Source organism: Alteromonas sp. ABV2_168, assembly GCF_056161165.1.
In genome coordinates this window covers 243486-257472 of sequence record NZ_JBSWYQ010000004.1, presented here as the reverse complement: position 1 = coordinate 257472, position 13987 = coordinate 243486, and the positions used below count along the sequence as shown (strand labels likewise).

The 13987-nt window shown below is 50.4% G+C and carries 12 protein-coding genes and 1 pseudogene; 4 read left to right on the top strand and 9 right to left on the bottom strand.

The genetic code is table 11. The features are described 5' to 3' along the window. Positions 1-4: 4 nt before the first annotated feature. From ACXAH4_RS08820 to ACXAH4_RS08805, 4 genes and pseudogenes are all read right to left on the bottom strand, one after another. Positions 5-706, bottom strand: coding sequence for an SOS response-associated peptidase family protein (locus ACXAH4_RS08820; protein ID WP_474881539.1), 702 nt, complete (start codon positions 704-706; stop codon positions 5-7). Positions 707-766: 60 nt separating this feature from the next. Next, positions 767-1675 carry a hypothetical protein gene (locus ACXAH4_RS08815; RefSeq protein ID WP_474881537.1) on the bottom strand — a complete coding sequence of 303 codons (909 nt, stop codon included), beginning with the start codon at positions 1673-1675 and terminating at the stop codon, positions 767-769. Between the two features lie 5 nt (positions 1676-1680). Next, positions 1681-3009, bottom strand: a pseudogene (locus ACXAH4_RS08810) (sialidase family protein). A 149-nt stretch (positions 3010-3158) separates the two neighbouring features. Further along, a complete protein-coding gene (locus tag ACXAH4_RS08805) occupies positions 3159-3605 on the bottom strand; it encodes a DUF3859 domain-containing protein (protein WP_474845957.1) in 447 nt (148 codons plus the stop codon). A gap of 146 nt (positions 3606-3751) precedes the next feature. On the opposite strand from ACXAH4_RS08805, the gene ACXAH4_RS08800 reads away from it, so the two are divergent. Together ACXAH4_RS08800 and ACXAH4_RS08795 are read left to right on the top strand one after the other, a co-directional pair. Then, entirely contained in the window at positions 3752-4609 is an 858-nt protein-coding gene (locus tag ACXAH4_RS08800; RefSeq protein WP_474881535.1) for an alpha/beta fold hydrolase, read from the top strand. A gap of 112 nt (positions 4610-4721) precedes the next feature. Further along, positions 4722-5372: a sulfotransferase family 2 domain-containing protein gene (locus ACXAH4_RS08795; protein WP_474881534.1), complete on the top strand. Its 651-nt coding sequence runs from the start codon at positions 4722-4724 to the stop codon at positions 5370-5372. Between the two features lie 22 nt (positions 5373-5394). On the opposite strand, the gene nadK is transcribed toward ACXAH4_RS08795, so the two are convergent. The 5 genes from nadK to ACXAH4_RS08770 form a co-directional block, all read right to left on the bottom strand. Beyond that, positions 5395-6270, bottom strand: a complete 876-nt coding sequence (gene nadK / locus ACXAH4_RS08790; RefSeq protein WP_119500923.1) for an NAD(+) kinase — start codon at positions 6268-6270, stop codon at positions 5395-5397. 71 nt (positions 6271-6341) lie between these two features. Continuing rightward, complete coding sequence (locus ACXAH4_RS08785; protein WP_474881532.1) at positions 6342-7106, bottom strand: 3-hydroxybutyrate dehydrogenase; 765 nt, start codon at positions 7104-7106, stop codon at positions 6342-6344. Positions 7107-7115: 9 nt separating this feature from the next. Further along, positions 7116-8114, bottom strand: coding sequence for an extracellular catalytic domain type 2 short-chain-length polyhydroxyalkanoate depolymerase (locus tag ACXAH4_RS08780; protein ID WP_474845479.1), 999 nt, complete (start codon positions 8112-8114; stop codon positions 7116-7118). Between the two features lie 52 nt (positions 8115-8166). After that, complete coding sequence (locus tag ACXAH4_RS08775; protein ID WP_474845481.1) at positions 8167-9393, bottom strand: E22 family MetX-like putative esterase; 1227 nt, start codon at positions 9391-9393, stop codon at positions 8167-8169. 20 nt (positions 9394-9413) lie between these two features. After that, positions 9414-10709, bottom strand: coding sequence for a GntP family permease (locus tag ACXAH4_RS08770; RefSeq protein ID WP_474845483.1), 1296 nt, complete (start codon positions 10707-10709; stop codon positions 9414-9416). 188 nt (positions 10710-10897) lie between these two features. On the opposite strand from ACXAH4_RS08770, the gene ACXAH4_RS08765 reads away from it, so the two are divergent. Next, positions 10898-13219 carry a TonB-dependent receptor gene (locus ACXAH4_RS08765; RefSeq protein WP_303574594.1) on the top strand — a complete coding sequence of 774 codons (2322 nt, stop codon included), beginning with the start codon at positions 10898-10900 and terminating at the stop codon, positions 13217-13219. 119 nt (positions 13220-13338) lie between these two features. Then, positions 13339-13980: a response regulator gene (locus ACXAH4_RS08760; protein ID WP_474845959.1), complete on the top strand. Its 642-nt coding sequence runs from the start codon at positions 13339-13341 to the stop codon at positions 13978-13980. The last annotated feature ends 7 nt before the right edge of the window (positions 13981-13987 follow it).

Genomic DNA, 13987 nt, shown 5'->3' with positions numbered 1-13987 from the left:
CGGCTCATACGATATCCTCACCGGACGGTACCAGAAAGCAGGAGTCACCGGTTTTCTCACCGCCTTTAAAGGTTTTCACCTCACTGACGGTGAGGCCGGTGTATAGTTTGGGGTCGTCCAGAATGGCATTAACAACAGGATCATCAGGTCCGCCATTTAACCAGGCGTTCACAGCGTTGCGGTTGTGGGGCAAAAAGCACGGAATGGATTTTTCGTGAAACTGGCTGAAACGAGGATGGGGTGGTCTGGTGATCACCGCACAGGCAGCCGTGCCGTTGTCGAACTGCCTGTACACCGCACCGATTAACATGGCGCCCTGCGCTTCCATCAGGTAATGCACTTTCCCTTTTCCCCGCGGATTCGACTCGCCAACTGCGGTGGCAACCACAATACCTCTTTGATAACGTACCGCATGTTTCCAGAAAGGACTGTCGAGATTACGTGCATTGAAAGTAGTACGGTCACCAATAACCAGTCCGTCGCCCTCTGGTCTGGCATCAAACCACCAGGTCGCATCAATGACGTTGTCAGGCGCTGTTATCAGATTGGTGATTTTACGGGCCGGATTTTTACCAAAAGCGGGATAGAAATTCAGTACCCCGCCGCTTTCTTCCTTAAACAAGGGCAGTGTGGTGGTTAAGCCAACTTCTTCAAGCAGGTCAATCACGGCGGGGCAATCTGTCACCCGCTGAATGAATCCGCACATAGCAATGCCTTTTTGAGAATAATCATTACACAGTACAGGACATTCGTATCGATAACACAGTTATTTCCCGTCTGTGACATCCGGCAACACGAAAGACACTTTATTCGGGTGCAGGCGGAACCATAAACCGGGATTCTCATCAAGCTGTGCCTGTGCGGTGGTTTCGTCTGCGCTGATGGATGTGTTCAGCACCTTTGCGTAAGTCACCTTTTTGGCCGGTGCGGTGCTGGCATCCACCACTGACTGAACCAGTTTTTTCGCGCCCAGAATAGCGGCCGGTCCGAGGGTTAAAATCATCCCTGCTGCGCGGCATTCTGCTTCGTCCTGCGGGCTGATTGAGCTGCCACCGGCTTTAAATTTACTGATGTGGTGCTCAAGAATACTGGCAGAAATGGGAATGAGGCCTGCCATGTGTGAGGCTTTTGCGCCGGAGAAAGGCTTGATATAAGCCAGGTGAGACGCCGCATTGTCTTCCGGACCGTGACCGATAAAGAAAATGTCCAGACCACCAAGGCGTTCAAGTTTTTGTAAGTAATCTTTCAGACCTGCCTGTACATCTTCAAGATCCGTTTGCATGGGGGTGAAGCTTTTGATTTTGGCAAAGAATGCATCGCCAAGAATACGCTCGAAATCCCGCACAAAACTCAGGCTGTTTTGCATGCTCATGGGGGCCAGTGCATCCTGTGTGAATACGTTCAGCCGCGCAAGTACATCATCCAGTTCCCTGCCTTTTGCTTTTTCTCCCAGCAAACGGTGAAATGCCTGAGCGCCACGCCCGCCAAGCAGGGCAATGTTAATATCGCCGTCCTTGCCTTCTGCTGTTTTCAGTAATTCTTCCAGCATGGCTTTACCCACTTCCGCTTCTGATGGCAGAACAACGGGGGAAACACCATAGTCTTTGTAGTTGCTGACGGTCGCTTCGTGCTGACTTAACCAGACGTTTTTTTGTTTATTTGCTTGCTGAGTCACTCATTTCACCTGTTAAAACGATTCGGTTCTGTACCCGCTTTATCGGTACATAAAAAAATGCCACCGGTAGCATAGCATTGGTCAGGGTTTGTTTCGAGGCTATCCTGAACGCGCAAACTACTCACCGGTATTCTGGTGACGGCTATATCTTCTTTGTTGACGGCATAGCTGATCCAGAGTGCATCATGCCAGACAATACTCTTCGGGTAGCTGTAACCGGTGCGTTTATATTTTCCGGCGAATTTCATCGGCGGCAACGAAGATTCATCTCTGGCGAGCAGGGCATGATCAAAGTGTTTACCGTCACGGCTGAGCGTGACAACCAGCGGCAGCCGGTCTTTCGTGCCGGAGGGATTATTAACCAGATAGGCGGTGCCATCGGGTAAATTACCGGCGCTCTGTTTGGCCCGTGAATCAGGCATACCGGTAACCGCAGGCAAAGACCAGGTGTCACCGTTATCTTTACTCACCGATGCCAGCACACGAAAGCTGCCGGCCTGATCGCGAAACGTCATAACAATGTTGTTGTCTGCATCAACAAAGGATGACGGTTCGAGCTCCCGGCTGATGGTGTCTTTGTGGGGTAAATTAGTGAAACTGCCCGCTGTCCATCCTGACGTGGCTGAGGGGTCTTCAGTGTAATAAGGTGTCGCATGCAAACCCGGTTACATGTGAAAAGCCGTAAGAATGCGGCCTGACGGCAAAGCTTTCAAATCCTGCTCAATAATACCTTGTACCGGGCGTCCGCCGGCACCGGTAACCGGTTTAAATGCACTCCAGTTAATGCCATCTGAACTTATTGCATATTCCGTATGACCCTGCTTTTGTGGTGCATCGTCTGGCCATACATTAATAAACGCGATTAAAGTATCACCCTGCGTCCACCAACCGCCGCTGGTAACAATGGCGTGTTTTCGGGCCGGTGCAAGTACACGGGACTTATTCCAGTGTTCTCCGTCTTCACTGAAACTGTAAATGACATGGGTGCCGGGTCCGTCTTCATCTTTTCCCGATGTTTGCCACTGGCAGAAAAGTTGTCCTTTAAAGCCGGTGAGCACAGCGCCGTGATTGTAGCCCGCCTTAGTTTGAACACCTTCAAATACGCTAAAGTGCTGTACGCCATCCGGCGATTTAAGGGCAGGGAAAGTGTTGCCATGCTTTGTAAATAGAGTCGGATTGACGGTAAACGGCACAGAGGGCTTAGCGGATTCTTCCGAAAATGCACTGAACGGATAAATGAGGACAAGTAACGTAAACAGAAAACGCAAATCCGGATGACGAAAAGCCGTCTGGCGGAATGCAAAGAGAGAAGCTGAAAATGGGGACTGAAACATGGCAGAAACTCATTGAAGCACAACAACATGCTTACCAGAGTGTATCAGTATGCCCGGCCTGCGCTGCTACTTCTGCCCGGAATGTTCAAATATCAACATTTACGGGTGTGTTCAGACCGGCTGTTGCAGAAATCAATGGTCCGCGCCGGTTACCAGCGCTTCAGTTTAGGTTTGCGGCGTTGCCAGAACTGAGCGCCTTCGTATGGGAGTTCATGCTCTACAGTGAAGGTTTTATCAGCAATAATGCTGCCGTTTAATTCCAATGTCATGCGCCAGTCACCGGCTTTATCGTCAAGGGGCTCCCAGAGCGTATCCCCCAGATAAAAATCCCAGTCGTTTGAGCGTACATATTCTTCACCGTCGAAGGGCGCCATGGGCTCTCCGTCTTTACCCGGTATGTCGGGGTGATAAATACAGTACCGGACCTTTTGATTTTTCGCCCGCTTGATATTCACAATGAAGCCGAATTCAATATCCAGTTCAAGGGGGATATCAAGGGTAAACGTCTTTATCTTAGGCAACGCTTTGTCTTCAGCATCCCATTTTGAATGGATACCAAAAGTCAGCATTTCTATAACGGGTTCAGGTCTGGCCATGGTCTTATCCGGCTGGGGTAAAATCGCGGGAATGGTATCAAATCCCGTGCCGGTCTCACAGTCTGTTTGAACCCTGTAGAATGCTGGTGGCGATCAACTATACTGTGATAAATGTAGTAAACAGAGTCTGACAGGTGGTTAGCAGTATGAAAATGACAGGCATTGTGGCGGTGTGTGTTTTATTACTGACAGGGTGTGGTGGTTCGGGAGACAGCACCAGCCGGTCTGCGCGGGCTGTCAGTGAGCCTGACATAACAGTGACAGAAAATGTCAGTTACCGTCAGGTGCTGGCTCTGAATGCCACATCCCCTGATGTAAATATGGCTTATGGTGAAGAGCCATTGCAAACCGGTGATTTGTGGGTGCCCGCAGACGTGGTATCACCGCCGCTGGTGATTGTAATCCACGGCGGCTGCTGGTCAAATCAGTACGGACCGGAACAACTCTATCCTCTTGCCTCGGCGCTTCAGGAAGACGGTTTTGCTGTGTGGGTGCCGGGTTTTCGTCGCAACGGGGATGAGGGCGGCGGCTGGCCGGGTACGCTGGAAGATGTCGTGCAAAGCATCAATTATATTTATCAGCAGAACGAGTTCCGGTTTGACGAAACCAGCGTTACGCTGGCCGGACACTCTTCAGGCGGTCACCTTGCATTGCTGGCCAGTCAGCAAATCACATTACCAGTGGCGCGTATCACCGGGCTTGCGCCCATTACGGACATCGTGGCTTACTCACAGGGCGAAAACAGTTGTCAGCAAGCTGTTACTTCATTCATGGGAAGCCGCAGGGAGGACGATCCGCAGGCCTGGGCTGAGGCAAATCCTGTCAATCTTAGTTACGATACACCGCTTTGGATCCTTGCCGGTGAGCAGGATATTACGGTAACCATTGAACAGAATCCCATACCTGAAGCCACTTTTGTTGTTGTGGAACGCGCTGGACATTTCGACTGGCTACATCCTGATACGCCGGCTTTTCAGGTGTTTACCTCTTTGCTGGCCCGTTAGCCCCTATTACATTTTTCGTGTAATTTGCAGTGAATATGCATAAAGTGGCTTTTTTCTGTCATCTGACAACCGTATTCTGAGCCGTAATAAGAAAAAGAGTAAGGACGCTGTTTTGTTGTTATCCCATAAGCATCAGTTTTTGTTTGTTCATATCGCCAAAACCGGCGGTACCAGTGTAAGAAAAGCCTTATCCTCTCACCGTTGGGATGTTAAATACGGTCTGCCCCAGTTTGTGGTGAACAAGCTGAGCCAGTTTACCGGGCATAAACTGGGATGCCGTTTTCCCCGCCACAGCCGCATTGTGGCAGCCAGTGAAATGTTGCCGGCGGACTATTTTAATAACCTGTATAAATTTGCTTTTGTGCGCAATCCCTGGGATTTGCAGGTCAGCTCTTTTTATCACATCAAGCGGGAACGCCCTCAGGTGCTGGAAGGGCATGACAACTTTAAAGATTTCATGCGTTACAAGTTCGATCCGGCGCGGCCTTATCAGTATCACATCGATACTTCGCTGCAATTACAGTCTGACTATCTGGTGGATTTGCACGGCAATGTACTGGTAAATAAAGTCGGCAAATACGAAAACCTGCAAGGGGATTTCGATAACATCTGTGAGCATATCGGCCTGAAAAAAATCAAGCTGCCCCACAAGCGTAAAGCGGATGACAGAAAACGCTACCGCGCTTATTACGATGATGACCTGGCTGAAAAGGTGGCTAACCATTTCGCCCGGGATATTCAGATGCTGGGGTACGAGTTTTAACCGGACATAGTGCCCGGGAGGATCAGTAAAGCTTGCTGCCCCAGCTCAGTTTATTACGCAATACATTGAAATAGCTGTAGCCTTTAGGGTGCACAAGGCGCAGGGTATCCTGACTTTTATGCACGCGGATCTCATCCCCGGGCAGAACAGGCAATACAATATGACTGTCACAGCTCACCTGCAGGCTGTCGCTGTTTACTTTTGATACCCGCATAGAAATAGTGCTTTTTGAGTCCACCACAATCGGGCGGCTGCTGAGGGTATGGGGAAACATGGGCACCAAAGTTAATGCATCCAGGTGGGGTACAATGATAGGGCCGCCGGCGGATAAAGAATAAGCCGTAGAGCCGGTAGGTGTGGCAACAATTAACCCGTCTGACCGCTGACTGAACACAAACTGGCCGTCGATATAAATCTCAAACTCCATCATGTGAGCCACTTTACCGTGGTGCAATACTACTTCGTTCATCGCGGCATTATTGCTCTTCAGTTTTTCGTGGCGATACACACACACTTCCAGCAGGAAGCGCTCTTCAACCACGGTTTCACCGGAAAAAATAATATCCAGTTGCTCTTCAATCTGGTCCGGGTGGATATCGGTTAAAAAACCCAGGTTTCCACGGTTTACGCCGACAACATGAATGTCAAAACGGGAGAGTACACGCGCTGCGCCCAGCATACTGCCATCCCCGCCGATAACCACGGCAAGGTCGGCTTCTTTTCCGATAGTGACTAAGTTGGCGGCAGGGTATTTGTCATTATCCATCTCATCAATGATGGATTCTTCGATAAGTACGCGGCAACCACGCTTATCGAGCCAGGTCGCTATTTGTTTGAGACTGTCCTGAGTGCCGGTATGGTCAGGTTTACCAATCAGGCCAACGGTTTGATAAGTCATAATCTGGCTAATGCCCGCATGCTGCTACATTTTTTCGGACATTAGCACAGAGTTTGATAAAAAAGAAAGGGTTAGCGCGCCACCCAGCCGCCATCAAGTACCATAGTCTGACCGGTGATATTGCGGGCGCCGTCGCTGATGAGAAATTTCGCCGTCGCGCCCAGTTCGTCCATTGAAATAAATGCTTTCTTTGGCATGGGCTTGAGCATAATTTCATTTACCACTTCTTCTTCGCTGATCCCGTTTTCCTTAGCCTGGGCAGCAATCTGCTTGTCTACCAGCGGCGTTTTTACGTAGGAAGGGCAAATGGTATTGATGGTGACGTTGCAGTCGCCGGTTTCAAGCGCAATGGTTTTTGCGAAACCAAGTAAACCGTGTTTGGCTGCGACGTAAGCCGATTTATAGGGAGATGCAACCAGCGAGTGTATTGAACCCACATTGATAATGCGGCCAAAATCAGCACCACGCATACAGGGTAAAAATGCCTGAGTAAGCAGGGCAGGGCCAACTAGCATAATATTGATAAGCTGTTGCCATTTTTCGGCCGGAAAATCCTCGATTTTAGACACATGCTGGATGCCGGCGTTGTTGATAAGCACATCTACCTTCACGTCTCCCAGTTTACCGGGAAGTGCTGCGACCTGCTCAGCATCGCATACGTTAACTTCAACGGCCTGCGCGCTGAAGCCGGCGTCCTTTAATTGCTGAGCCGCAGACTCAGCGGCATCAAGATTAATATCTGCAATGAGTAGATGATGCCCGTCATTTGCCAGTGATTCAGCAATGCCATACCCGATGCCACTGGCACCGCCAGTGATAAATATATTCAAAGCCATGATAGAACCTTAATTTGATGATAATCCAAGAACGATATCGCGGACGGCGTTAATCTGCTCTCCGCTGCGTGTGGCGTAATCTTCTCCGGTGTAACCCCACCAGTCCCAGCAGCCCTGAGGATTTAAAGGCATGAAAAGCGATTTGCGGGTTTGCGGGTACACCACCACCATATTGTTACTGTCGGCCCAGTTATTCAAGCCGGTTTGCTCTACGTAAGCTTTGCCCACTGCTTCTGCGTACTGATTACAGCCATGAAAACTGACATGCACCCGGCATTGTTCACCTTCACGGCAACTGGCAGGAATATAAGCATAGCCTGTTTCTGCCATGGTAGACGCATTATCGCCGGCGAGTGTCTGCTGACTGAAACTCACTACCTCACCACTCAGCTTGTCGCTGGCGGGTTGTAAACCGTCCAGCAGAAAGTTGAGCATTTCTCCTGCAGCATCATAGTCACAGCGGCCGATATAGGGTGAGTCAGACGACATGCACTGTCCGCCGTTGTTCTTTGTAGGGAATAAATGGGCAACCGGTTTATTGTTAACGTAAGTAATTTGTTCAGCCGGCATCAAAGCCGCATACTGGGCGTTCAGTGCGTCACTGACGGCGCTGTTCACCCGCACGTCGCGGGTGCCGTGAAATAACCAGACCTTATCGTTTTGCAGTGCTGACAGTGGCGCCAGTTTTCCTTCCTGCGCCAGCGTTTTTACTTTTCCGGTGAGTGCATTCACATCAATGGCTGGTTCAGTTTTATCAACACACTGACTCAGCGCTGTGCTGATATCACCTTTTGCGCAGTAATAAGGGCCTGCCGCCAGAATGCCCGCTCCGTCAATCCAGTCGCTGTAAGCCAGATGAAACTGATTGGCCATGTAACCGCCGGAAGACAAGCCTGACACTGTGATGTGAGCAGTATCGAGGTTAAGCGCCGGCACCTGTGCCATTGCGCCGGCGCTAAATAATGCTGAGAGCAGGGCGGCGGTGGCGTTGTTTTTCAATCCGTGCATAAATCGTGTTTCCGTTATGAATCGTGAATGTTTGAATGAGGAACCGGGTGCATCATTCAGTTTCGTCGTTTAAAAACCGGCGCAGCAGTTGTGCTTTTTGTTTGATGTCAGCCACTCCTTCAAGATGCCCCAGTGCGCCTTTCAGGTAACTGAGTTGCGTATTCTTGCCTTGTGATTTCAAAATACCATGGGGTGCTTCCGCCATGTATGGCATCAGCAGAAGATCGGTTTCAGCGGGCAAATAAAGCGTTTTCGCCTTAACGTTCTTCAGCCCCTCTTGCAAGGAGCCCCGGTGGCCGGCAACGAACAATTGATTTGCGCGTACCAGGTAAAGCAGGTGGTTGGCATCCATTAAATCAGCACGGTCTTCTGCCCTGCTTCTGAGCCAGTTAATGATTGAATGGGTGGCATGAATATCCTCAAGCGGGCCTTTTTCCTGTGGTGTATAGCCCAGCGCTTTGCCTTGCTGATTGAAAAAATCCGGATGCAGCGCCTGCAGAGTAATGCTCATGAGTGCTGCGACCAGACCGTCTTTTGGCGGATTATCAGGGGTATAATCACCGTTATTCCAGTGTTTATCCAGCCGGATTGGCGTGGCCCACTGTTCCAGCGCGGCGGTGGTCCAGGCGTCAGCCTGAGCCGCAGGGATCACGGCAATCATTCGGGGCACCCAGTCCGGATAAGTCGCGGCCCATTCCTGTGCCTGCATGGAGCCCATAGAGGGACCGGCAACGGCATGCAGCGATGAAATGCCAAGGCTTTCCAGTACGAGTTTTTGTACGTTCACAAAGTCGCGGATGGTCACCACCGGAAACGACAAACCATAAGGCTTACCGGTTTGGGGATTGATGGTGGCCGGGCCTGTGGTTACCACATTCGGGTCGTAAGCGGACAGGTTTACCAGAGAATCCACACTGATCACAAAGAACTTATTGGTGTCTATGGCCTTGGCGGGGCCGATAATGGCATCCCAGTATCCGGGTTCCGCATCATCTCCGTGATACCGGCCGGCGGCGTGTGAGTTTCCCGAAAAATAATGCGTGATAAGTATGACGTTATCTTTGGCGTCGTTGAGTTTGCCGTAACTTTCCCAGCCAACTTTCACTTCAGGAATAATTTCTCCGCCGTAAGTTTCAAACTGAGTAGTGGTGAAAACCTGCTTTTCTGTCATCAACATGGCTGTACCTGACTGGTTGGGCGGTGTGGCGGCACAGGCCGGTTGGACGGCTACCGCGCATAAGACAATTAACCTTACCAGTATGCTACGAAAATTAGTCATAAATGTAGTCATCATTTTCCTTAAAACAGACTGAACAGCGTAATGGCAATAGCTAAGCCAATAACCGGCACTACCACTGTCAGTGCGGCCATGGCACCGTATGCGGCTTTGTGGGTTTCGCGACAAATAGCACGGATGGTGGTAACAACGTAACCATTATGCGGCAATGAATCCAGCGCGCCGGATGAAATAGACACGATGCGATGCAATTGTTCGGGCTGCACGCCCTGGTCAATATAATGCGGTGCAACCAGCGGTAAAACAATGGCCTGGCCGCCGGACGCTGAGCCGGTGAGTCCGGCGATGACACTGACCGCAATCGCTGCGCCAATCAGTTCATTGCCGGGAATATGCGTCATAATTTCAACGGTTTGCTGAAAAGCCTCTGTGTGTTTGGCGATGGCACCGAAACCCACCACGGCGGCGGTGTTGCCAATGGCGACCAGAGCACCGGTTGTGCCATCGTTAATGGCGGCGGATAAATTATGAAAGTAGCGGAAATTGATGATCATCAGCGTCAGTACGCCGCCTGCCAGTGCAACGATTAATGCCAGTTGCGCCATGCTGTCATGGAGTAAAAAGGATAATGCCAGTACGACAAACAGGGGCAGTATGCCGGTCAGCGGACTGGGGTAATCTCTGGCTTCAATTTCAGGATCGCCGGTGCGGCTTTCAAACTTTTCGCCGTTAGCGATGGCGCGGCTAATCATGCGCTTCAGCCACCAGTAACCGAATGTGGCCATAAAAACAGCAACCAGCAAGCTGACTTCCCATGCTGCAAAGGGAGATGTTCCCAGATATTTTATCGGGATCCAGTTCTGGATTTCAGGTGAGCCTGCTGATGTCATGGTGAAGGTGACAGAGCCGAACGCCAGTGTAGCTGGGATAAAACGGCGGGGCAGATTGGCGTCTTTAAACAGGCTGAGCGCCATGGGGTAAACCGAGAATGCCACGACAAACAGACTTACACCACCGTAGGTTAAAATGGCGCAGGCAAGCACCACAGCCAGCACGGCGTGTTTAAAACCCAGCTTATCGACTATCCAGCGGGCCACGGAGTCTGCCGCACCGGTATCTTCCATGAATTTACCGAAAATAGCCCCCAGCAAAAACATAAAAAACCAGGCCGCAATGAAGCCGGAAAAGCCACCCATGTACAAGGTGACAAAATTCTCTTCGCCCTGAAAAAGAGGAATACCGCTGGTAAGCGCAACAATAACGGCGCAAAGCGGAGCAGCAATAAATAAATTCATGCCGCGGATGGTAAGCACAATAAGGAGGGCAAGCCCGCCTGTAAGGCCAATCATACTGATCATATCGGGTTCCTTAATAACAATCTGTGACCGCAGACGCTTCAGGAACTGAAAAAGATTGTGTCGTTAAATCAGTAAGATGCCCATAGTACGATGGTACTACTTACTGCTACAAAAAATTAACATAGAGTTTACCTCAGACCGCAGCTTCAGTGCCGAATAGTTGAAACAGATAACAAAAGGGACACATCATGATAAACGCACAGAAACCCGTTAACCGCTTTACCCGCACGCTAAGTGCAGTGGCGGTCACTGCCGCATGCTTAAGCAGTCAGACTGCTTTTGCGCAGCAAAACAACGATGAAAGCAGAGGCAAATTAGAGCGCATTGAGGTGACTGCCCGTAAAACGGTAGAGTCATTACAGGAAACGCCTGTTGCTATCACTTCAATCGGTGCAACTGAATTAACGGAAAAGGGCATCAGCGTGCTGACGGAAATTCAGCAGTTCTCACCGAATACCACCATGCAAACCAGCCGCGGTACCAACTCTACCTTAACAGCATTTATCCGCGGGCTGGGTCAGCAGGATCCGCTTTGGGGTTATGAGCCCGGTGTTGGGATTTACATTGATGATGTGTATATGGCACGGCCACAGGGCGCGGTGCTGGATTTACTTGATGTACAGCGAATTGAAGTGCTGCGGGGGCCGCAGGGCACATTGTACGGTAAGAACACCATTGGTGGTGCGGTGAAATATGTCACGAAAGAAATGACCGGTGAACCTCAGTTTAACGCTGAGGTGACACTGGGCAATTACAGCCGCCGTGACATGAAATTAACCGGTCAGATGCCGCTGATTGAAGACAAAGTTTACCTGGGTGTGGGTTATGCAAACCTGAACCGCGATGGTTACGGTGAGTTCCTGATCTCTGCACTGGATGGTCAGGATACAGAAAACTACAACAAAGATCTGTGGGCTGCCAGACTGACCCTGGAAATTCATCCGTCTGATAACCTGTTCCTACGGTTCGGCTGGGATAAAACCGAAGATGATTCAAATGCTAAAGGGGGTTACCGGTTACTGCCAAGCTTACGTACCGACGCACCGCAACCGGATTCTGTTTTCGACTCTTACACCAGCATGCCTACAGACAACTATGTTGAACTGGAAGGCTTCAGCTGGCTCGCCAGATACAATGTGAATGAAAATCTGGAGCTGAAATATATCGGCTCCCACCGCGAAAGTTTTTCTGATACCAATATCGATTTTGATAATACTCAGCTGGATATTTTTGACGTACCGGCCATTTACGATGACTCTAACGATACTCACGAAATTCAGGCGAACTATACCGGCAGTGCGTTCAGCCTTGTAAGCGGCCTGTATTATTATGACGGTGAATCCTGCGGCGTATTTGATGCGGTACTTGGTGTGCTGGGGCGGGACTACGCGGCGCTTGGCATCTTCCCTGAAGGTACGCCGGGTTTCACCCGTGAAGTGTCCGGTTGTAATAACAGTGAAAGCTGGGCGGCGTATACCCAGTTAAATTACGATATTACCGATAAACTCTCTCTGTCTCTGGGGGCCCGTTATACCGACGAAGAAAAACAGGCAACGGTAAATAACGGCACGGTATTGTTTAATCTGTATCCTGAATCCGGCTGGATTGACGGTTATGTCCGTCCTGACGGTCTGACTATGCCGCAGGTGCTGGGCAGCGATTCCGACGGCGACGGCGTGCTTGATGCGCCGGCAACAGAAAGCTGGTCACGTTTTACGCCGCGGGTAGGGGTAGAATATCAGTACACCAGGGACACCATGTTCTTCGCCAGTTATTCTCAGGGCTTTAAGTCCGGTACGTTTAACCCCCGCGCGACAATCAATGAACCCGGTGTATCACCGGAAGTAGTGGACTCGTTTGAACTGGGCGTGAAAAGTGATGTAACCAGTCAGTTCCGCGTCAATGCCACGGCGTTCAGCTACAACCATAAAGATCGTCAGTATATTGGTATTGAAGGTAACTCCGATGATCCCACAGCATTGCTTCAGCGTCTGAGAAACGCCGCTGAAACTGCCGCCTCGGGTATTGAGTTGGAGATGACTTACGTGGTGAATGAGGCACTGAAGTTTGATCTGGCCTACGGTTTTATCGATTTTGAAATTAAAGAAAATAACGCTACGCCGCCGCTAATCGGACTGGCAAGCACACCGGAAAACACCCTGAATTTCGGTGCAAACTATTTATTGCAAACCAGCATGGGTGATTTCATTTTCAACGCAAACTATTACTACCGTGATGACTATCTGCTGTTTGAAACCAGCGACCTTATTGAGCAGGACGCGTACGGTATGGTCAACCTCGGCGTAAGCTGGGAAAGCATGGAAGGTAACTGGTACGGTGGTCTGCACGTGAAAAACCTGACTGACGAAGAATATCTGGTTGGCGGTTATGACTTTGTCACCCGCAATGAGGATGGCAGTTACGGTCCCGGTCTGGGTAACGACACCACGCTGATTGGCTATTATGGCGATCCGCGCACAGTACAACTTACTGTAGGCTACCGGTTCTGACTCTGATTGTGTGTAAACTCTGAAAGGCGGCAAGGGCCGCCTTTTTGTGTTTGATGACTTGAACCCGGAGGCAGACTTCGTCAAAGTAATTCATGAATATGACTCAAACGGATTTACCCATGCAGGCCAATGTACTGATAGCTGATGATCACCCGTTATTCCGCGCCGCTATGCGCCAGGCGCTGGCCGGTATTACCGGTGAATCAGTGATTGAAGCCTCAACATTCAGTGAAGCCAGGGAGGCCCTGATCCGGGATGACAGTATTGAACTGGTGTTCCTGGACATACACATGCCCGGTAACGACGGACTCACAGGGTTGAGTGAACTTCGCACCACATTCCCCGATGTGCTGGTGGTGATGGTGTCAGCCGAAGACAAACCGGATCTTATTCGCAAAGCCATCGATCTGGGGGCCAGCGGTTATATTCCCAAATCAACGCCACTGCCGTTAATTGCCGGTGCCGTCAGTCAGGTGCTGGATGGTGGTCAATGGTTGCCGGACGGGCTGGAGGCTGAATTAGCCTCTCATGAAGACGCCGCTCAGGCAGAATTTGCAGAACGACTGGCTCAACTCACACCGCATCAGTTTACTGTGCTCAAAATGATGGCAGATGGCTTGCTGAACAAACAGATTGCCTGGGAATTGTCTATTTCCGAATCCACGGTGAAGCAACATGCTTCGGCGGTGTTACGTAAACTCAATGTGATAAACCGTACCCGTGCCGGCGTGCTTTTCCGTCAACTCACCGGCGCGGAGTAGTGTCGGT